16 protein-coding genes and 1 tRNA gene are annotated in these 20,170 nt (G+C 65.3%); 15 read left to right on the top strand and 2 right to left on the bottom strand.

What is annotated here, in order from left to right; genetic code table 11:
- Nucleotides 1-107 precede the first annotated feature (107 nt).
- Nucleotides 108-857, top strand: a complete 750-nt coding sequence (locus IEV87_RS04215; protein WP_188476419.1) for a FadR/GntR family transcriptional regulator — start codon at nt 108-110, stop codon at nt 855-857.
- 6 nt (nt 858-863) lie between these two features.
- Here the strand turns inward: IEV87_RS04215 and IEV87_RS04220 are convergent, their stop codons facing one another.
- Nucleotides 864-1,601 (bottom strand): DUF1028 domain-containing protein, encoded by a 738-nt coding sequence (locus tag IEV87_RS04220; protein ID WP_188476420.1) that lies wholly within the window; start codon nt 1,599-1,601, stop codon nt 864-866.
- A 103-nt stretch (nt 1,602-1,704) separates the two neighbouring features.
- Here IEV87_RS04220 and IEV87_RS04225 point away from each other — a divergent pair, with 103 nt between their 5' ends.
- The 6 genes from IEV87_RS04225 (at nt 1,705) to lon (ending at nt 10,789) form a co-directional block, all read left to right on the top strand.
- On the top strand, nt 1,705-3,288 hold the full coding sequence (locus IEV87_RS04225) for an ABC transporter substrate-binding protein (RefSeq protein WP_188476421.1): 1,584 nt from the start codon (nt 1,705-1,707) through the stop codon (nt 3,286-3,288).
- Nucleotides 3,289-3,454: 166 nt separating this feature from the next.
- Nucleotides 3,455-4,402, top strand: coding sequence for an ABC transporter permease (locus IEV87_RS04230; RefSeq protein ID WP_188476422.1), 948 nt, complete (start codon nt 3,455-3,457; stop codon nt 4,400-4,402).
- Nucleotides 4,399-6,321 (top strand): dipeptide/oligopeptide/nickel ABC transporter permease/ATP-binding protein, encoded by a 1,923-nt coding sequence (locus IEV87_RS04235; RefSeq protein ID WP_188476423.1) that lies wholly within the window; start codon nt 4,399-4,401, stop codon nt 6,319-6,321. Before IEV87_RS04230 ends, IEV87_RS04235 begins: the two co-directional genes overlap by 4 nt.
- Entirely contained in the window at nt 6,318-7,298 is a 981-nt protein-coding gene (locus IEV87_RS04240) for an oligopeptide/dipeptide ABC transporter ATP-binding protein (RefSeq protein WP_188476424.1), read from the top strand. The genes IEV87_RS04235 and IEV87_RS04240 overlap by 4 nt, the downstream gene beginning before the upstream one ends.
- A 193-nt stretch (nt 7,299-7,491) precedes the next feature.
- Nucleotides 7,492-8,088: a hypothetical protein gene (locus IEV87_RS04245; protein ID WP_188476425.1), complete on the top strand. Its 597-nt coding sequence runs from the start codon at nt 7,492-7,494 to the stop codon at nt 8,086-8,088.
- 283 nt (nt 8,089-8,371) lie between these two features.
- Complete coding sequence (gene lon / locus IEV87_RS04250; protein ID WP_188476426.1) at nt 8,372-10,789, top strand: endopeptidase La; 2,418 nt, start codon at nt 8,372-8,374, stop codon at nt 10,787-10,789.
- Between the two features lie 267 nt (nt 10,790-11,056).
- On the opposite strand, the gene IEV87_RS04255 is transcribed toward lon, so the two are convergent.
- Nucleotides 11,057-12,445 carry an MFS transporter gene (locus IEV87_RS04255; RefSeq protein ID WP_188476427.1) on the bottom strand — a complete coding sequence of 463 codons (1,389 nt, stop codon included), beginning with the start codon at nt 12,443-12,445 and terminating at the stop codon, nt 11,057-11,059.
- A 138-nt stretch (nt 12,446-12,583) separates the two neighbouring features.
- Here IEV87_RS04255 and IEV87_RS04260 point away from each other — a divergent pair, with 138 nt between their 5' ends.
- The 8 genes from IEV87_RS04260 to IEV87_RS04295 all read left to right on the top strand — a co-directional run bounded on the left by IEV87_RS04260 (nt 12,584) and on the right by IEV87_RS04295 (nt 20,126).
- Nucleotides 12,584-13,006: an HU family DNA-binding protein gene (locus tag IEV87_RS04260; protein WP_188476428.1), complete on the top strand. Its 423-nt coding sequence runs from the start codon at nt 12,584-12,586 to the stop codon at nt 13,004-13,006.
- 19 nt (nt 13,007-13,025) lie between these two features.
- Nucleotides 13,026-13,100 (top strand) — tRNA-Val (locus IEV87_RS04265).
- A 610-nt stretch (nt 13,101-13,710) separates the two neighbouring features.
- Entirely contained in the window at nt 13,711-14,721 is a 1,011-nt protein-coding gene (locus IEV87_RS04270) for an ABC transporter substrate-binding protein (protein WP_188476429.1), read from the top strand.
- A 45-nt stretch (nt 14,722-14,766) separates the two neighbouring features.
- The gene (locus IEV87_RS04275; RefSeq protein WP_188476430.1) at nt 14,767-15,570 is read left to right on the top strand and encodes an ABC transporter ATP-binding protein; all 804 of its coding nucleotides are present in this window, start codon (nt 14,767-14,769) and stop codon (nt 15,568-15,570) included.
- Nucleotides 15,570-16,334: an ABC transporter permease gene (locus tag IEV87_RS04280; protein ID WP_188476431.1), complete on the top strand. Its 765-nt coding sequence runs from the start codon at nt 15,570-15,572 to the stop codon at nt 16,332-16,334. Before IEV87_RS04275 ends, IEV87_RS04280 begins: the two co-directional genes overlap by 1 nt.
- A gap of 101 nt (nt 16,335-16,435) precedes the next feature.
- Nucleotides 16,436-18,181, top strand: coding sequence for a sugar phosphorylase (locus tag IEV87_RS04285; protein WP_188476432.1), 1,746 nt, complete (start codon nt 16,436-16,438; stop codon nt 18,179-18,181).
- A 184-nt stretch (nt 18,182-18,365) separates the two neighbouring features.
- Nucleotides 18,366-19,004 carry a TetR/AcrR family transcriptional regulator gene (locus tag IEV87_RS04290; protein ID WP_188476433.1) on the top strand — a complete coding sequence of 213 codons (639 nt, stop codon included), beginning with the start codon at nt 18,366-18,368 and terminating at the stop codon, nt 19,002-19,004.
- A gap of 300 nt (nt 19,005-19,304) precedes the next feature.
- Entirely contained in the window at nt 19,305-20,126 is an 822-nt protein-coding gene (locus IEV87_RS04295; protein ID WP_188476434.1) for a hypothetical protein, read from the top strand.
- Nucleotides 20,127-20,170 lie beyond the last annotated feature (44 nt).

The following is a 20,170-nucleotide window of genomic DNA, read 5'->3' on the forward strand; positions in this document are numbered from 1 at the left end:
CCGGGCCGCCGTTTCGTTTTGGGGAACGGATTTGTCGTGATAAATTTCTGGTCTCGCGACGCGGGGCCGGGGTAGTCAGGACGGACGGAACGGAAGGCAGGCAGGATTTGGACGGGTCTGAACGACAGAAGCAGTCGCGCCCGGTCGAGGTGGCGGAGGCGATCAAGGACTGGGTCGTCTCCCAGGGGCTGCGCGGCGGCGACCGGCTGCCCGGCGAGGCGGAGATGATGGAGCGGTTCGGCCGGTCCAAGGGCACCATCCGCGAGGCGATGCGCGTGCTGGAAGCGCAGGGACTGGTCAAGACCCGTACCGGACCGGGGGGCGGCAGTTTCGTGCATGAGGTGTCCGAACTGCGCGCGCGGGCTCTTTTGGGGAACTACTTCTATTTCCGCGATCTGACCCTGCAGGACATCTACCAGATGCGGCGGCTGCTGGAGCCGGAGCTGGCGGCCTCGCTCGCCGGGAAGCTCAGCGAGGAGCAGCTCGCGGCGCTGGAGGAGGTGATCGACCACTACCGGCATCCCTCGACCAGCGTCGAGGAGGAGCGGGATCAGCATGTGGAATCGCTGAGGTTCCACGCGACGCTGGCGGGTTATGCGGGAAACGAGCTGCTTGGGTTTCTCATCGGATTCATGGCGCAGATCCTGACGGAGATGACGGTGTACCGGCGGCTTTACGAACTGCCGAACGTGGAACTCTGGTCGAAGGGCCGCGCCTACCAGCTGCAACTGGTGGAGGCGCTGCGTGAGGGCGATCCGGACCGCGCGCGGCTGATCATGGCCGATCACATGGCCACCGCGCAGGCGCTGATGGAGGCGCAGGAGGCGGTGGTCGTAAAGGGCTTCATGCCGACCTGAGGCGGGTCAGTCTGTTTCCACGAAGGGGGCAGGGGTGTCGTCCTCCGGATCGGCGGGGACGCTGAGCCTGGCGATGTCCTCGGGCGTGGGAGCACGGTCCGGGGTGGCCTTGGTGGGCACAAGGCGCAGCCATTCGGCATAGGCCCCGGTGGTGGCGCGTGCGTGCAGTGCGGTCAGGTCGGCAAGCGGGGTTTCCGACCAGTCGATGCGCAGGGTCAGGGGCGGCGCGTCCGGTCCGATCACCAGCAGCGCTGCGGACATCAGCCCGCGGGAATCGCTGCCCGCCGCGTCGCCGGCCCGGAGCGCGGCGAGGATGCGCTGGTCGAAAGGCGCATCGGAGGTGGCGAAGGCGTCAAGGATGGCGTCGAGCACTGCCTCGCCGGCAAGCATGTTGCCCGAGACGATGACCCGGTCGCCCGCGCGGTGGCCGCAGGCGGGGACGCTTTCACTGCCGGTGAAGGCGGCGGTGCTGCCCTTCGGATCGATGGCCGCAAGCTGGCGGTAGGCGCGACCCGCGTCAGGGGCGGTGGTGGTGGTGACGGCCTCCTCTGCGCTCATGCCTTCTCGCATGCGCGCCAGTACGCCTTCGCCCCAGACCGTGGAGGGCGAGGTGCCCTGGCTGGCCGAGAGGCCGGAGGCGAGATCGCCGCGCAGGACCCAGCCCCCGACGCATAACGAGCCCGTCGCGGCGCCTGCGCCGAATCTGCCTGTTTCCGCGTCATATGCGAGGAGGGAAAAGGTCATGCGGGGTCTCCCTTGAAATTGTCCTCTTGAATTTATCATGAGAATTTGCCTGACTTCAATTTATCATGATCAATAAACATAGCCTGCAACAGGGAGAGGCTTCATGACCGACCAAATTTTCAACTGGACCCGCCGGGGCGTTCTGGCTGCCGGTGTGGCCATGTCCTTGGCGCTGAGCGCGACGGCGCCGGTTCAGGCGCAGACTCCTCCGGGCGTGCTGATCGTGGGCCAGATCGCCGAACCCAAGGCGCTCGACCCGGCGGCGGTGACGGCCGTGAACGACTTTCGCATCCTGATGAACGTCTATGACGGGCTGGTGCGCTACAAGTCGGGCACGCTTGAGGTCGAGCCGGCGCTTGCCGAGAGCTGGGAGATTTCGGAGGACGGAACGGAATACACGTTCTCTCTCCGCGAGGGGGTCAAGTTCCACGACGGGACCGACTTTGACGCGGAGGCGGTGAAGTTCAACTTCGACCGGATGCTGAAGGAGGATCACCCCTTCCATGACACCGGACCCTTCCCGCTGGCCTTCTTCTTCTCGGCCGTGGAGGAGGTGACGGTGGTCGATCCGATGACCGTGACCTTCAAGCTGAACGCGCCCTATGCGCCGTTCCTGTCGAACCTCGCCTATCCGACGGGGCTGATCGTGTCGCCGGCGGCGGTGGAGGCCAATGGCGCGGACTTCGGGCGCAACCCGGTCGGGACCGGCCCGTTCAAATTCGCGGAATGGCGGTCGAACGAGGCGGTCGTGGTCGAGGCGAACCCGGACTACTGGGACGGCGCATCGGCGCTGCAGGCCGTGGTCTTCCGCCCGATCACCGATGCAAACACGCGCACCGCGGAAATGCTGGCCGGCGGGATTGACGTGATGGTCGAGGTCCCGCCCGTCGCGCTGTCGGAATTCGAAGGTGAGCAGTTTTCGGTGCTGGAGCAGGCCGGACCGCATGTCTGGTTCCTGATCCTGAACGCCAAGGAGGGTCCCTTTGCCGACAAGAAGGTCCGGCAGGCGGCCAACTATGCGGTGAACAAGACGGCGCTTGTCGAGCAGGTGCTCGAGGGCACGGCGGATGTCGCCGCCGGTCCGACCCCGCCCGCCTTTGCCTGGGCCTATAACGAGGCGCTGGAGCCCTATCCCTACGATCCGGAGAAGGCCAAGGCGCTGCTGGCCGAGGCCGGGGCGGAGGGGGCGGAGCTGACCTTCTTCGTCACCGAGGGCGGGTCCGGGATGCTTGACCCGATCGCCATGGGAACGGCGATCCAGGCGGATCTGGAGGCGGTCGGCTTCGATGTGAAGATCGAGACCTACGAGTGGAACACCTTCCTCGGAGAGGTGAACCCGGGGCTTGAGGGCAAGGCGGACATGGCCGAGATGGCCTGGATGACCAACGACCCGGACACGCTGCCTTATCTCGCGCTGCGCACGGATGCCTGGCCGGACAAGGGGGGCTTCAACTCGGGCTATTATTCGAACCCCGAGGTGGACAAGCTTCTGGAAGATGCGCGGGTCGCGACCGATCAGGGGGAACGCGCGAAGCTGTATCAGGAGATGCAGACCATCGTGCAGGACGACGCGCCCTGGGTCTTTGTCGCGAACTGGAAGCAGAACGCCGTGACATCGGACCGCGTGGAAGGGTTCGAGCTGGAACCGTCGTTCTTCCTCCTGCTCAAGGATGTGGTGAAGAACTGAGCGGGTGTAATGTTAGCGAGTATGGCCGGGCCGTCCGCGGCCCGGCCGGGTGCCGCACCTTGCGGTGCGGCATGCCTCCGGCGGGGATATTTTTCGCAAGATGAAACGGGCTTCCCGCCTTAGCCTGACGTCCGGATGATCCGGGCGCGCCGAAAGGAGGGCCGCCATGGGCGGGTACATTCTGAAACGACTGGTCTCTGCGATCCCGGTACTGTTCGGGATCACGGTGATCGTGTTTCTCATCATGGCGATGATCCCGGGGGATCCGGCGCTCGCAATCCTCGGGTCCTATGCGACGCCGGAGAACGTGGAGAAGCTGAACCGGGATCTCGGGCTCGATCAGCCTCTGGTGGCACGGTATTTCATCTGGCTCGGCAATATGCTGACGGGGGATTTCGGGCGGTCGTTTTCGCTGAACCGGCCGGTGATCGACGAGGTGCTGGACCGGTTCTCGGCGACGCTGATCCTGGCGGGGACGTCTCTTGTGCTTTGCGCGATCTTCGGGATCGCGGCGGGCGTGGTGTCGGCGGCGCGGCAATACGGGTTTGCGGACAAGGCGATCACCTTCGCCGTGCTCCTGGGGATTTCGATCCCGTCTTTCTTCCTTGGCATGATGATGATCCTGCTGTTCGCGGTGCGTTGGAAGATGCTGCCGGTCTCGGGGATGTACGCGATCTATGGCGGGGGGGACCTGCCGGACCTGCTCAATCACCTGATCATGCCGGCGCTCGCCCTGGCCGTGGTGGCCACTGGGGTGGTGGCGCGGCTGTCGCGGTCGGCCATGCTTGAGGTGCTGCGGCAGGACTTCGTGCGGACCGCGCGGGCCAAGGGTGTGCCCGAGGGGCGGGTGGTCTGGGGCCATGCGCTGCGGGCCGCCATGGTGACGATCATTCCGGTGCTCGGCGTGCAGGCGGGGTTCGTGCTGTCGGGCGCGGTCTATATCGAGATGGTGTTCCAGTGGCCCGGCGTGGGGCGGATGCTGGTGGATGCGATTCTGAAGCGGGACATCCTGCTGGTGCAGGGGGGCGTGGTCTTTGTCGCCGCCTGCTACGTGCTGTTCAACATCGCGGTGGACGTGGCGCAGTCCGTTCTCGACCCGAGGATCAAGACATGAGTTTCTTCAAGCTCCTCATCCGCAACCGTCTCGCCTTTGCCGGGCTGATCGTCATGGGGCTGGTGCTGGCGCTGGTGATCGCGACGCCGATCCTGCCGCTGTACGAACCGAACGTGACCGACACGGCGAACCGCTTTCTCAAGCCGTTCGAGGGGGGGCATATCCTCGGGACGGATCATCTTGGGCGGGACCTGCTGTCGCGGTTGCTCTGGGGGACGCAGCTGTCGCTGGCCGTGGGAATTTCGGCGGCGGTTTTCGCGGCCTTCTTCGGGGCGGCGATCGGGATAGTCGCGGGCTATTTCGGCGGGACAACGGACAACGTGATCATGCGCGGCGTCGACATGCTGATGGCCTTTCCCTACATCCTGCTGGCGCTAGCGATCGTCGCGGCTCTGGGTCCGGGGCTGGTCAATGCGCTGATCGCGGTGGCGGCGGTGAACATCCCGTTCTTCGCGCGCAACATCCGGGGGGTGACGGTCGGGATCGCGCACAAGGAATTCGTCGATGCGGCGCGGCTGGCGGGGGAGAGTCACCTCAAGATCATCCTGACGGAGATCGTGCCGAACGTGATCCCAGTCATCGTCATTGCCATGTCGACCACCATCGGCTGGATGATCCTTGAAACCGCCGGGCTGTCCTTCCTCGGGCTGGGGAGCCAGCCGCCGCAGGCCGATCTGGGGTCGATGCTGGGGGAGGCGCGGTCCGCGCTGATCACCAATCCGCATACTTCTGTCGTGCCGGGGGTAATGATCCTGATCATCGTCATGGCCATCAACCTGCTTGGGGACGGGGTGCGGGATGCGCTCGACCCGCGTCTGAGGTCCGGGGCATTGACCCGCCCGCGTCCTGCCACGCTGGTTGAGCGCGAGGGGCCGGTGCCCGCGCCGGTGGAAAGCGGAACGCTGGTTCTGACCGATCTGCAGACGCAGTTCCGGGTCGGGGAGCGGGTCTACAAGGCGGTGAGCCATGTGTCGCTGCATGTCGCGCCGGGCGAGTGTCTGGGGGTGATCGGGGAGTCGGGGTCGGGGAAATCCGTGACCGCTCTGTCGATCATGGGGCTGGTGGCCTCGCCTCCGGGGGTGATCGTCGGCGGCTCGGCGATCTATGACGGGACCGAGCTGATCGGCGCGCCGTACTCCAAGCTGCGCAGCTACCGGGGCGACAAGGTGGCCTATATCTTCCAGGACCCGCTGGCGACGCTGCATCCGCTCTATACGGTCGGCGATCAGCTGTGCGAGGCGATCCGGGTGCATCATTCGGTCAGCAAGGCGGAGGCGTGGACGCGCGCGGTCGAACTGCTGAAACAGGTGCGCATTCCGAATGCCGAGGGGCGCGCGAAGGTCTATCCGCACGAGATGTCGGGCGGGATGCGGCAGCGGGTCGGGATCGCGATGGCGCTGGCCAACGATCCGGATGTGATCATCGCGGACGAACCGACCACCGCGCTTGATGTGACGGTGCAGGCGCAGATCCTCGCTCTGCTCAATGATCTGCGGCGCGAGCGGGGGCTGTCGATCATCTTCATCACCCATGACTTCGGCGTGGTGGCGCAGCTGTGTGACCGGGTGGCGGTGATGTATGCGGGGCGGATCGTTGAGACGGGGCCGACGCAGGAGGTGCTGGACGATGCGGCCCATCCCTACACCCGTCGCCTGATCGCCTGCGTGCCAGAACTGGGCGAGGGGCGGCGGGAACTGCACGCCATTCCGGGCCTGCCGCCCGCGGTGGACAGGCTGCCCGCGGGCTGTGCGTTTGCGCCGCGCTGCGACAAGGCGCAGACGCTTTGTCAGGTCGGGGTGATCGAGCTGGAGGGCGGGGCGAGCCGCAAGGTGCGCTGTCTTTATCCCGAGACGGACATCGCGGGGATGGCCAAGCCGGTCGCGCAGGTGCCGGAACTGAAGAAGGGGGCAGGGGCATGAGCGTCGCGCTGAAGCTGGAGAACCTGAGCAAGACCTTCGAGGTCGGCAAGCGGCTGTTCCGCGAACCCAAGGCGCGGGTTCATGCGGTGCGGCCCGTCACGCTGGATGTGGAGGAAGGCGAGACGCTTGGCATCGTGGGGGAGTCGGGTTGCGGGAAGTCGACGCTGGCGCGGCTGCTGGTCGGGCTGCTGCCGCCGTCCGAGGGGCTGATCGAGATCAACGGCGCGAAGCTCGACAATGCCGATCCTGCGGAGTTCGGGAAGAAAATCCAGTATGTGTTTCAGGATCCGATTTCGTCACTGAACCCGCGCAAGACGATCCGGCAGGTGATGGAAGCGCCGCTCCGGCATCTCCACAAGATGGACAAGGCGGCACGAGACGCGCGGATTTCCGAGATCTTTGCGAGCGTGAACCTGCGGGAGGAGTTTCTGGAGCGCTATCCGCATGAATTCTCGGGCGGGCAGGCGCAGCGGATCGGGATAGCGCGGGCCCTGGCGGCCGATGCGAGAATTCTCATTCTGGATGAACCGGTCTCGGCGCTCGACGTGTCGGTACAGGCGCAGGTACTGAACCTTCTGGAACGGCTGAAGGGAGAGCTGGGGCTGACCTATCTCTTCATCTCCCATGACCTCGCGGTGGTGGAGGCGATCTCCACCCGCGTGGCCGTTCTGTATTTCGGGACGCTGGTCGAATTGGGCGCGGCGGAGGACATTTTTCGCGCGCCCCGGCATCCCTATACCAAGCTGCTCGCGTCCTCGGCCCCGGTGGTCGGGCGGCCTCTGGTCAATCCGGAGGGCAAGGCGACGGACTTGCCGGACCCGTTGAACCCGCCGCCCGGATGTGCCTTCGCGGCCCGCTGTCCCAAGGCGACGGAGATCTGCCGGAAGGCGCCGCCGAAGCTGGAGGCGGTCGAGGGCGGGACGCAGAAGGCGGCCTGTTATCATCCGCTGTCGGAGGGAGAGCAGATCTTCGGGTAGGGCGCGTCCTGAGGCGATCGGGTTGGAGCCAGTGATGACGAGGCCGGATAATCCATGAATTGCGGGAGGAGCGCGGACCTCGGTCCGGCGATCTCCTGCATCACCACGGCAAATTCCACCATCCCGTCACACCGCTGCCCGATTTGCCCTGCAGGTTAAGCGTCGTACCCCCTGTATCCGAGTGAGAGGTTCGATGACCGGCACTGTTGCGAACTCCCGGCTGGCGCTTGAGGCGGGGCGGCAGTTGCGGGCCTCCCCGCTCTGGCGCGCCTGGTTTCTGCTGGCCTGCGGAACCATAGTTCTTGCCATCCTGCTTGGCTGGTTCGGTCCGCAGTTCATCCCCGACAGCAGCTACCGGATTAGGTCGCGGCCGCTGATCGTGCTCCTGTCGCTGTTCACCTGCCTGCCGGTTCTGCGCGCCTTTCTGACGGTGGTGCCGGAGGAGAGGCGATTGCGCCGGAAGGCGGTCATCTGGGTCATGGCGCTGTTCGGCTTCGGCATCTGCTGGCTCAGCTATGGCCGGGTCCTGGACGACACAATTCCGGCGCTGATGGCGCGCGGCATGGGGGAGGAGACCAGCCGGAGCTTTCGCGTGATCGAGGCAAGGCCGGACGCACGCAGCCGGACATGTCGGAGGGAACTGACCGTCCTCGTCAACCGCGACACGGTTACGCTGTGCGGGATCGACCGGGCGCTGCTGGAGCGCCTGTCTCCGGGGGATCGCGTGCTGATCGACGGGCACCGGATCGCCAAGGGGATGAGTGTGGACGGGCTGCGTCTGCCGCGATAGCGGGTCATCGCAGAGGCAGGTTTGACTGGTACGCCTCAAGGGAGCCGGGGATGTCCTGCCGACCATCGGATACCCCCGCCTGTCCCGCGATCAATCCACGGTTTTGTGCACCGTTTTTGTGAAATCCACGACATATCGGCCTTGTGAACGAGGGCACCGGGGGGCAGGATGGTCCGAAGAGGTTGAATCCGACGACAGGCACCCCAGATTCAGCTTTCGTAAACGGAAAGTCCGCGCGCTGCCTGACCGGGGCCGGGGACTTTGCCCAAGACAAGGACAGAGCATGCAAGAGCCTCTCAACCCCTCCTATCCCGTCCTTCCGCTGCGCGACATCGTGGTGTTTCCGCACATGGTGGTTCCGCTGTTCGTGGGCCGGGAAAAATCCGTCAAGGCGCTTGAGGACGTCATGGCAGAGGACAAGCAGATCCTGCTGTCCAGCCAGATCGACCCCGCCGAAGACGATCCGACCACCGAAGGCATCTATGACGCCGGTGTGCTCGCCAACGTGCTGCAACTGCTGAAGCTGCCCGACGGCACCGTGAAGGTGCTGGTGGAGGGCACGGCGCGGGTGCAGATCCTCGGCTTCCTCGACAACCCGGACTTCTTCGAGGCGCGGGCCGAATACCTCAACGAGGTGACCGGCGATCAGGAGACGATCGACGCCCTGCTGCGCACCGTCGGGCAGGAATTCGAGCGTTATGCCAAGGTCAAGAAGAACATCCCCGAAGAGGCGCTGACCGCCGTTTCGCAGACCATGGAACCGGCAAAGCTCGCCGACCTCGTGGCGGGGCATCTCGGCATCGAGGTGGAGCAGAAGCAGGAGCTTCTGGAAACGCTGTCGGTCTCCGAGCGGCTTGAAAAGGTCTATGGCCTGATGCAGGGCGAAATGAGCGTTCTGCAAGTCGAGAAGAAGATCAAGACCCGCGTGAAGTCGCAGATGGAGCGGACGCAGCGCGAGTACTACCTCAACGAACAGATGAAGGCGATCCAGAAGGAGCTGGGCGACGGCGAGGACGGCGAGGGCGAAATCGCCGAGCTGGAAGCGCGCATCGAACAGACCAAGCTGTCCAAGGAAGCGCGCGAGAAGGCGGACGGGGAGCTCAAGAAGCTCAAGAACATGTCGCCGATGTCGGCCGAGGCCACGGTGGTGCGCAACTACCTCGACTGGATGCTGTCGATCCCGTGGGGCGTGAAGTCGCGCGTGAAGAAGAACCTGCACAACGCGCAGGAGGTTCTGGACACGGATCATTACGGTCTGGACAAGGTCAAGGAACGCATCGTCGAATACCTGGCCGTGCAGCAGCGGAGCAAGAAGCTGAAGGGGCCGATCATGTGCCTCGTCGGCCCTCCGGGTGTCGGGAAGACCTCCCTCGGCAAGTCGGTCGCGAAGGCCACGGGGCGGGAGTTCATCCGGATTTCCCTTGGCGGCGTGCGCGATGAATCCGAGATCCGGGGACACCGGCGGACCTATATCGGCTCCATGCCGGGCAAGATCATCCAGGCGCTGAAGAAGGCGAAGACCACGAACCCTCTCATCCTGCTCGACGAGATCGACAAGATGGGGCAGGACTTCCGTGGCGACCCGGCCTCGGCCATGCTGGAAGTGCTTGATCCGGAACAGAACTCCACCTTCGTGGATCACTATCTTGAGGTCGAGTACGACCTGTCGGACGTGATGTTCCTGACCACGGCGAACAGCTACAACATGCCCGGGCCGCTGCTTGACCGGATGGAGATCATCAGCCTCGCCGGGTATACCGAGGACGAGAAGCTGGAGATTTCCAAGCGGCACCTCCTGCCCAAGCAGGTCAAGAACCACGGGCTGCGCAAGGGCGAGTTTTCCATCGATGACGCCGCGATGACCGAGATGATCCGCCGCTACACGCGCGAGGCGGGGGTGCGGAACCTTGAGCGCGAACTGGGCAAGATCGCCCGGAAGGCCGTGACCAAGATCATCAAGGGCGAAGTGGAGTCAGTGTCGGTGACGCCGGAGAACCTTGACGATTACCTCGGCGTGAAGAAGTTCCGCTATGGTCTCGCCGAGAAGGAAGACCAGATCGGCGTGGTGACGGGGCTTGCCTATACCTCTGTCGGGGGCGACCTGCTGCAGATCGAGGCGCTGCGCCTGCCGGGCAAGGGCCGGATGAAGACCACCGGCAAACTGGGCGACGTGATGAAGGAGTCGATCGATGCGGCTTCGTCCTACGTCCGTTCGATCGCTCCGGAGATCGGGGTGAAGCCGCCTCGTTTCGACCGGATGGACATCCACGTCCACGTGCCGGACGGGGCGACGCCGAAGGACGGTCCTTCGGCCGGTCTGGCGATGGTCACGGCCATCGTATCGGTGCTGACGCAGATCCCGGTGCGCAAGGACATCGCCATGACGGGCGAGGTCACGCTTCGCGGCAATGCCTCTGCCATCGGCGGCCTGAAGGAGAAGCTTCTCGCGGCACTTCGCGGCGGTATCAAGACGGTGCTGATCCCCGAGGAGAACGAGAAGGACCTGGCAGAGATCCCCGATAACGTGAAGGAGGGGATGGAGATCATCCCCGTGACCCATGTGCGGGACGTGCTGAAGCTGGCGCTGGTCCGTCAGCCCGAGGCCGTCGACTGGGACGAGGAGGCGGAAGAAGCCGCCGCCGCAGCCCGTGCCGCCGCCGCGGTGGACGGGGCCGGGGAGACGGGGCGCGCGGCGCACTGACCGGTCCTTATAAGGTAGAGAAACGGCGCGTCCCCCGGGGCGCGCCGTTTTCGTTTGGCTCGGGAGATGGTTCGCCGTGGCGTCGTGCTCGGGGTGGACCTGGGCGTCCGGGACGGGAGATCCGTGGGTCAAGCCCGAGGATGATGGTGGGGCAGGTGCACAACGTCGCTCCCTCTCCCCCGCGGGGGAGAGGGTTGGGGTGAGGGGGCACCACCGAGAATGGCAGCGTCAGGGAGGCACCCTCAGGGAAAAAGCGGCATGAGGTCGTTACCGCGCCTCCCGCACTCCGCGCGCTGCCCCTCCGGCCATCAGAGCCAGCACAACGGCGGCACCCCAGACCGCCAGCACCGACGCGGCCTCTGTTCCGATCCGTTCCGTCAGTCCGCTGACCCCGGCGATCCAGCCGGTCAGCCCGGCGCCGACCGCGAACCCTGTCGTCTGCAGGGTTGGCAGGAAGGAGGAGACGCGGGCGCGGTCGGTCTCCTCGGTCAGGCGCATGACGACTTCGGACACCGGGCCCCAGACAAGTCCGAAGGCGACGCCGCAGAGAGCGTGGCCAAGCACCACCAGCGGCAGGGTCGCCGTCCCGAGGCCGAGGCCGGTCAGCGCAAGACCGGCCGCCTGTACAAACGGCCCGTGGCGCAGGATGCGGGAGCGGGTGTCGACGTTCCAGCCGCCGACGATCATGGCGGTGCCGCTCCAGGACAGGGCCAGCGCGATCAGGATCCAGCCGGTCCAGATCGGGGAGAGGTCGAAGACCGCGCCCAGGGACAGCGCCAGGAAGACAGAGGACGCCGCCTGCGCCACCGGCATCAGGAAGTTGGTCCAGGCGGCGAGGCCGAGCGGGGTCGGGGTGAAGAAGCCCTCCGGGAAGAACGGGGTGCGGCGGATGCGGTCGGTGCGGAAGGCCAGCGCGAACAGCCCCAGGCCTAGCGGGATCGCCAGCCCGGGCCATGTCGAACCGGGCAGGGCGGAGGGCAGGGCGAAGGCCAGGGTGCCGAGCAGGGCGATGACCACGGGCAGGCCGGCGGGGCGGCGGCTGGCGGGGTCCTCGGCACCGGCGCGGGGCAGGACGGCCGGAACGGTGGCGAAGAACACCAGCACCAGCGGCAGGCAGACCAGCATCGCCGCGCGCCAGCCGAACAGCTCTGTCGCGTAGCCCCCGGCCAGCGGTCCGATACCGGCGGCCAGCGCCCAGACCACCGCCTCGACCGAAAAGACCCGCGCGACCAGATCGGACCGGATCAACTGCGGGATCATGCCGTAACAAAGCGCCACGATGATCCCGTCCGACAGGCCCTGCAGGCTGCGGCCCAGGGCAAACACCCAGCCCGATCCGGCCAGCGCGGTCAGAAGGACGCCGGTCAGGAAGACCGTGGCCCCCGCCAGCCCGGTGCGCCGCGCGCCGAGCCGCGCGCGCAGGGCGGCAGAGACAAGGCCCCCGGTCACCACGCCGATGAAGAACAGCGCATAGGCCAGCGGCAGACGGGCCAGAGCGCCGAGATCGGCATAGGCCACGGGAATGGTGGCCGCGATGGACAGATCGTTGAACGCATGCATGCCGACGCCGGAGGAGATCAGCATGACCGGCCCGCGCTGACCGGGAGAGAGCAGCACCTTCCAGGTGGCGGGCGGGGGAATGTCGGTGGCAGTCACGTGGCGGGTCTCCGGTTGGTCCTGGCGCAGGGTGCGGGTTCAACCATGGTTGAGGTCAAGAGGAAAGATCGGCACAACTGGCGGTGGTTCGACGGATCCGCTAGGGTCCCGACACATCCCCTCAGGAGCAGGCACACCATGACCAGCGATACAGACGACAGCTACCCGGCACAGGGCCAGGCCGCCGCGGCCGCGCGAAAGGCCGCGAAGGCGGCGGCGCGGGCGGCAGGCGCGCCGGTGGCGGCGCTGCCCCCGGTCCAGGACGTGACGGAGGAAGGTCCCGGCCCGCTGAAGCTGCGCGATGTTCTGGATGCGGTGGCAGAGCGGAGCGAGACCAAGCGCGGCGATGCCAAACCGGTGATCGAGGCCGCTCTGGCGGTGATCGGCGAGGCGCTGGCGGCGGAACGGGAGCTGTCGCTGCCGGGCTTCGGCAAGCTGAAGATCAAGCGCAGCAAGACGCAGGGAGACCGCCGCGTGATCGAGGCGCGGATCCGTCAGGACATCTCTCCCGCTGACGCCGGGTCGGGTGGCAATGATGGGGTTGCGGAACAGGACGACTGAGGGTAAAGACCCGCCCTACGGGTGATTAGCTCAGTGGTAGAGCGCTTCGTTCACATCGAAGATGTCAGGGGTTCAAATCCCTTATCACCCACCACTTCCCTTTCGCTGAAAGGGGGGACGGCGCTCCCAAATTGCACTGTTCGGCAGAGGTTTTGCCTGAAACTGTGAGAGCAGGTTCGGGCGAGGCGGTATATGAGCGTGCCTGACGCCTTGGACACGGTAGTTCGGGCATTCTCCCCGGCGTCGCGGTCCGACTGGGGGATAGGACGGCGGGGGATCCTCGGATCAAGTCCGAGGATGACGGCGGCTCGAAGGCGATGGTTGGACGTGCAATCCGGCTGATAGTCCTGTTGATGCATTTTGTCGGATGGGTCGGTTGTGGGGGTCTCGGAGATACGGGGATGGCGGGCTGAAGCCCGCCCTGCGAATGCCTCTCCGTTTCACCGGTGACCGTCATGCTCGGACTTGATCCGGGGTTCTCCTGACATGGCTTCCTCGGTTGAACTTCAATGATGACCGCCTCCGCAGCAACGGCCCGCATCTGGTTGTGCCCACTCCCGCGCCTAAAATTTCACCGCTCCGATCAATATCCGGGCATCACCGCTGCCTGTCATCGCCGATCCCATTGAGGCGCCGCGTCGGTCCGGCGCATCCTCGGACCGCGCATCGCAGATGCGGACCCATTTCAAAGACAGGTGACACCCGTGCTCGACCGACTGATCCCGACCGCCCTTGCCGCCACGCTTGCCCTTGCCGGGGCCGCGACCGCCCAGACCAAGGTGGGCTTTGCGCTCGACTGGAAATTCGAAGGCCCCGCCGCGCCGTATTTCATCGCCATGGACGAAGGTCATTATGCGGCCGAGGGGCTGGAGGTCGAGATGATCGAAGGCGCCGGGTCGCTCGACGCGATCCCGAAAGTGGCAACCGGGGCCTATCCCTTCGGCTTTGCCGACATCAATTCGCTGATGCGGTTCGTCGATCAGAACCCCGGCGCGCCTGTGATCGCCATCATGATGATGTATGACAAGCCGCCGTTCGCGGTGGTCGGGCGCAAATCGCTTGGCATCGAGAAACCCGCCGACCTGGAGGGCAAGGTGCTGGGCGCGCCGCCGCCGGACGGAGCCTGGGCGCAGTTCCCGATCTTTGCCGCCGAAACGGGACTGGACGTCGGCAAGATCACCGTCGAACCCGTCGGGTTCCCGACGCGCGAACCGATGCTGGCCGAGGGCAAGGTGGCCGCGGTGACCGGCTATTCCTTCTCCTCCACGCTGAATGCAAAGCGGCTTGGCGTGCCGGCGGATGACCTCTCGGTGCTGCTTATGGCGGACTACGGTCTGGCGCTTTACGGGAACGCGGTGATCGTGAATACCGAATTCGCCGCCGCCAACCCGGAGCTGGTGAAGGGCTTCGTCAAGGCGACCGCCATGGGCTGGAAGACGGCGATTGCCGATCCGATGGCGGCGATGGAGTACCTCGTGAAGCGCAACCCCGCCGCGGACAAGGCATTTGAGGCGGAGCGGCTGTCGATGGTCATCGATGACAACGTCATCACGGACTACACCACGGCGAACGGTATCGGCGGGATCGACATGGACCGCATGGCCACCGCGATCGAACAGACCAAGGCGGTCTACGAGTTCAAGGCAGAGCCGGACATGGCGCTCTACTTCGACGGCAGCTACCTGCCCGAGGCGTCCGAGCTGATGATGAAGTGATCGGTCGGGCCCCGGCCGGATGTGCCGGGGCCAGCCTGCACGCCCATGACAGACCTTATCGAGATCAAGGGCGTCACCCACGCCTACAAGACCCCGAACGGCCCCCTGCCGGTGCTCGACAACCTCACGCTGTCGGTGCCGGAGGGAGAGTTCGCGGCGGTCGTCGGCCCCTCGGGCTGTGGCAAGTCCACGCTCACGCGGCTGGTGGCGGGCCTGATGAAACCCGACACGGGCGAGGTCTGGCTGCACGGAGAGCGTGTGAAGTCCCCGCGCAAGACAGTCGGCATGGCCTTCCAGAACCCGGTGATGCTGGAATGGCGGACGATCCTGCAGAACGTCATTCTGCCGCTTGAGATCGTCGCACCGTCGATGTCGCAGCCTGACCGGAAGGCGCGGGCGATGGAGCTTCTGCAGCTGGTCGGGCTGGACGGGTTCCAGGACAAGCGGCCGTCGGAACTCTCGGGGGGGATGCGACAGCGCGCCTCGCTGTGCCGGGCGATCGTTCACAAACCGGACGTTCTGATCATGGACGAACCCTTCGGCGCGCTGGACGCCTTCACGCGGGAGGACCTCTGGCAGACCATGCATGCCCTGCGCGCGAAAGAGCCGTTCACCGCCGTTCTGATCACCCATGACCTGCGTGAATCGGTCTACCTTGGCGATCAGGTAATCGTTCTGTCCGGGCGGCCCGCGACGACGCAGTTCGTGCTGGACGTGGACTATCCCGGCGGGGCAGGGCTGCGACAGCTGGAAGGGCTTTATACTCCGGAATGCGCGGCCATGCTGGCGACGCTCAGGGAACAGATCCAGATTGCGCAGGGGCGGCAGCCCGGTCCGGCGGTGCACTGATGCGGATGGTGCAGAAGATCGGCGTGCCGGTTCTGGCCATGGCGCTGTTCGTGGCCTTCTGGGAATTCCTTGTCTGGGTGAACAACTGGCCGGATTACGTCATGGCCTCTCCCTCCGACCTGCCGGAAGCCTATGCGCGGTTCTGGAAGCTGTTCCTGATCGGCGGCTGGCAGACGCTCTGGCGGACGCTGGCGGGGCTGGGGCTGGCGGTGATCTTCGGGATGCTGCTAGGCATGGTGATGGGGTTCTCGCGGATCGCGCGTGACGGGCTCTATCCGCTGCTCGTGGGGTTCAACGCGATCCCCAAGGCGACGCTGGTGCCGGTGCTGGCGCTGCTGTTCGTCGGGCAGCACAACTTCAACACCGTGATGATGGCCTTCCTCATCTCCTTCTTCCCGATTGCCGTGTCGGTTGGCATCGGCCTGTCGACGCTGGAGCCGGAATACCGCGACATCCTCCGCTCACTCGGCGCGTCGCGCTTCACGATCTTCCGCAAGATCGCGCTGCCCAAGACCCTGCCCGAATTCTTCGGCGCGCTGAAGGTGTCGGTCACGCTGGCGTTCATCGGCACCAACCTTGTCGAAATCATTTCTCCGCACGGGCGGGGGCTTGGCGCGCTGTTCCAGTCGGGGCAGATCAATTCCAACTATCCGCTGATGTTCGCGGTTCTGATCGCGCTCGCCCTGCTTGGCATCCTGCTTTACTACGGTGTCGTCGCGCTTGAACGCATCTTCGCGGGATGGGCCGAACGGCCGCAACAGTAGCCGGGTTTTGCCGCATCGCGGCGGGACAGGCCGGGCGGGGGCGTTTGTGCCCTTGTCCCCGGCCCCCCGATCTGGAAACTGAGGGAAACCTCCGAGGCCCCATGCAAGAGATCGACGCCACCTTCCGCGCCCGCCTGCTGACCCTGATCGGCCAGATCTACCCGCGTGAGGACGCCATTTCCCTTGCCGTCCGCATCGAACAGGCCTTCTGGCCCGAAGGAACCACGCACCGCCGCCGGGGCCGGGTACCGGGCAACCGGCAGTGGTCCGAACGGGACGCGCTGGTCATCACCTACGGAAACTCCATCGTGGACGGGCAGCACAAGCCGCTCGATCTGTTGCGGGACTTCCTGCACAGCGAACTGGCCGGGGTGGTGAACGGGGTGCATATCCTGCCGTTCTTTCCCTACACCTCGGACGACGGGTTTGCCGTGACGGACTACCGTGCGGTGAACCCTGTTCTGGGCGACTGGGCCGACATCAAGCGGATCGGGTCGGAATTCCTGCTGATGTCGGACCTCGTGCTGAACCATGTCTCGTCGCAGTCGACATGGTTTTCAGAGTATCTTCAGGGGCACGAGCCCTACGACGGGTTCTTTTTCGAGGCCTCGCCGGAGGACGATCTGTCCACCGTCGTCCGCCCCCGCACCAGCCCGTTGCTGCGGGAGGTCGAGACCTCGCGCGGGCCGCGCCATGTGTGGTGCACCTTCAGCCACGACCAGATCGATCTCGACTTCTCCAACCCCGAGGTGCTGCTGGAATTCCTGCGGGTCATGCGGCTGCACATCGACAACGGGGTGCGGATCCTGCGGCTCGACGCGGTGGCCTTCATCTGGAAGGAGATCGGAACAAAGTCGATCCACATGCCGCAGACCCATGCCATCGTCCGGCTGATGCGGCTGCTGGCGGATTTCGCGACCGAACCGCTCATTCTGCTGACGGAAACCAATGTCCCGAATGCCGAGAACCTGAGCTACTTCGGCAATAGGAACGAGGCGCACGCGGTCTACAACTTCACCCTGCCGCCGCTGGTGCTGCATGCGATGATGGCCGGGACGGCGAAGAACCTGATCCGCTGGCAGGGCTCCATGCCGCCCGCGCAGCTTGGGTGCGCCTACCTGAATTTCACCGCTTCTCACGACGGGGTCGGGATGCGGCCGGCGGAGGGCATCCTGAAGCCGGAGGAAACGGCGGAGGTGATCGAGACCGTGCGCAGGTTCGGCGGTCTGGTGTCGATGCGCGCGTTGCCGGGGGGCGGGGAGAGCCCGTATGAGCTGAACATCACCTGGTTCGAGGCGATGAAGGGCACGTTCGCGGGCGAGGATGCGCATCAGATCGAACGGTTTCTGGCCTCGCAGACGCTGGTCATGGCGTTGGAGGGGATCCCGGCCTTTTACATCCACTCCCTTCTGGCCACGCCGAACGACTACGAGGGGGTGGAGAAATCCGGCCATAACCGCGCGATCAACCGGCACAGGTGGGATTACGGCGCGCTGCAGGCCCGCCTGGACGACCCGAAGACCCCGCAGCACATCGTGCTGGAAGAGATGAAGCGCCGCATCGACATCCGTCGCCGCCAGCGCGCGTTCCATCCGAACGCAACGCAGTTCACGCTGCAGCTGGACCACCGGATCTTCGGTCTCTGGCGGCAGAGCCTCGACCGCGATCAGTCGGTGTTTGCCTTGCACAACGTGTCGGCAGACCATGTGGAAATCGACCCTTTCGCCATCAACCTGATCGAGGGCGAGGACTGGGTCGACCTGATCTCGGGCCGGTCGGTCGACCCGGCGCTGCCGGCGATCAGCTTTGCGCCCTATGAATGCCAGTGGATCACCAACCGGGCCTGAGGTGATACCGCGTTGACCCCGGTCGCAGCGGGTCCGGCGCGCCATCGGCTTGCCGAATTCCCCGCATTCCGCTTTCGCCCGGATACTCACGCTTTGACAGCCGCCTGACCTTGGGTCAGCCTGCGCATGCAATTCGGACGGCGGGGGCATGCCCCGCGCCGCGTGAGGAGGGAGACGCGGGACCGTGACCAGCCGCAGCCAGTCGCCGGAGAAGAAGACCCAGATACTCGACGCCGCCGCCGCCCTTCTGGCGCGGGACGGGGTGCAGGCGCTGTCGTTCGAGAATGTCGCGCATGAGGCCGGGCTGTCACGGCAACTGCTGAGGTATTACTATTCCGACATGGACGTTCTGGTCGGCGACCTCTGCGACCATCTGTCGGGCGTGTACCAGCGACTGCTGATTTCCGGGATCGTCGATATCGGCCAGGTGGAGCGGCTGGACTTCTTTCTCGATTTTTTCTTCGGCGTCGCGCAGGACCACCCGATGCCGGCAGAGCTTGAGACCTACGACGCCATGGTCGCCTATTCCGTCGGCTCGCCGCTGGTGCGGGAGAAGATGTGTGCGCAGTACCGGGTGCTTGGGCAGGTGATCGTGCATGAACTGGCGATTGCCCATCCATCACTGAAGGGGGCGGCCTGCGAAGAACTGTCATTCCTCTTCGTGTCGATGATGCATGCGCACTGGAGCTTCGTCGCCAGCCTCGGCCATTCCCGCGACCATAACCGGCTGGCGCGCAACGCCTTTGCCCGGCTGATCCGATCCTATCTCGACGATCCCGCGGGTGTCCCCGCGATGGAAAAACCCTGGTCGCGGGAGGCCTGAACGCCCGCTGTGCGCGGGCGATTCGGTCATGGTGAGAAGGGAAATGTGCGGAGGAGCGGTAGAAATCCCGCGAAGGCGCGTTTTTCATTTTGAAAAAATTGCTGCAGCGGTTGTGTCAGCGCAGTGAAGCGACGTCTTGAAAGACGCGTCATTCCGGGCGGGGTATCCCCGAAACATCCATTTTCGTTGTGAAAAATCCCGATTTTCGGATTTGACCGTGTTGCCCGGCCGCCGCTCAAATAGCGCATGTGCAAGTGTGTGATTGCGTCCCTGACGTCCTTTCAGACGGAGATATTTGAGATGACCAAGAAACTACTCGGCCTCGCCCTTCTGCCTTTTCTGGCCTCCGGTGTGCAGGCTGCCACGTTCACCGCCTTTTCCAGCCTCGAAGACGGGATCGTGTCCATCGATTCCGATACCGGCACGGTGACCTCGATCGGGGGCGATTACACGGCGACCCTCACCACTGCCCTAAGCGGCATGGCCTACGACTCCAACGGCGTTCTCTGGGGGATTGCCGGGTCGCCGTTTGCCAACGTTTCCATCGGAACGATCGATCCGGCAACCGGGGACTACACCCTGATCGGCACCGACAACATCGGTTCGCTGAGCGGGGCGGCCTTCGGGCCGGACGACACGCTTTATTCGCGCGACGGCCGCAGCCCGCATGACGTCATTGCGTCGATCAGCAAGACCGATGCGGTGCCGACCTTCGTCGGCAGTTTCGGCGTGGCGGCGACGGTTGGCTTCGCGATGACCCTGGACGGGCTGTTCGGCTATTCGGTCAACGTCTTCACCGATGAGCTGCTGAGATACGACTTCACGCTCGACACGACGACCACCATTGGCGTGACTTCGGCGGGGATTTCGGCGCTGGCTTTCGCGGGGTCCACGCTCTACGCGACGACGGATACGGGGACGGATTCCCTGATCTCCATCGACACCGGCACCGGGGCCGAACTGAGCCGGGTGGCGCTGTCCTCCGGCATCTTCACCAACATCAGGGCATTGGCGGCCGTTCCTGCAAGCGCACCCGCCATACCCGTGCCGGCAGCCGGCCTTCTGCTGCTGAGCGCGCTCGGGGGACTTTGCATCCGGCGGGGCAGACAGGCCCCCAAGTAATGTGGCGTCGCTGACCTGCAAGGTTCCTGACGGAAAGGGCGCCC

The sequence above is a fragment of the Primorskyibacter flagellatus genome (genome assembly GCF_014638275.1).
GTDB classification, from domain to species: domain Bacteria; phylum Pseudomonadota; class Alphaproteobacteria; order Rhodobacterales; family Rhodobacteraceae; genus Pseudooceanicola; species Pseudooceanicola flagellatus_A.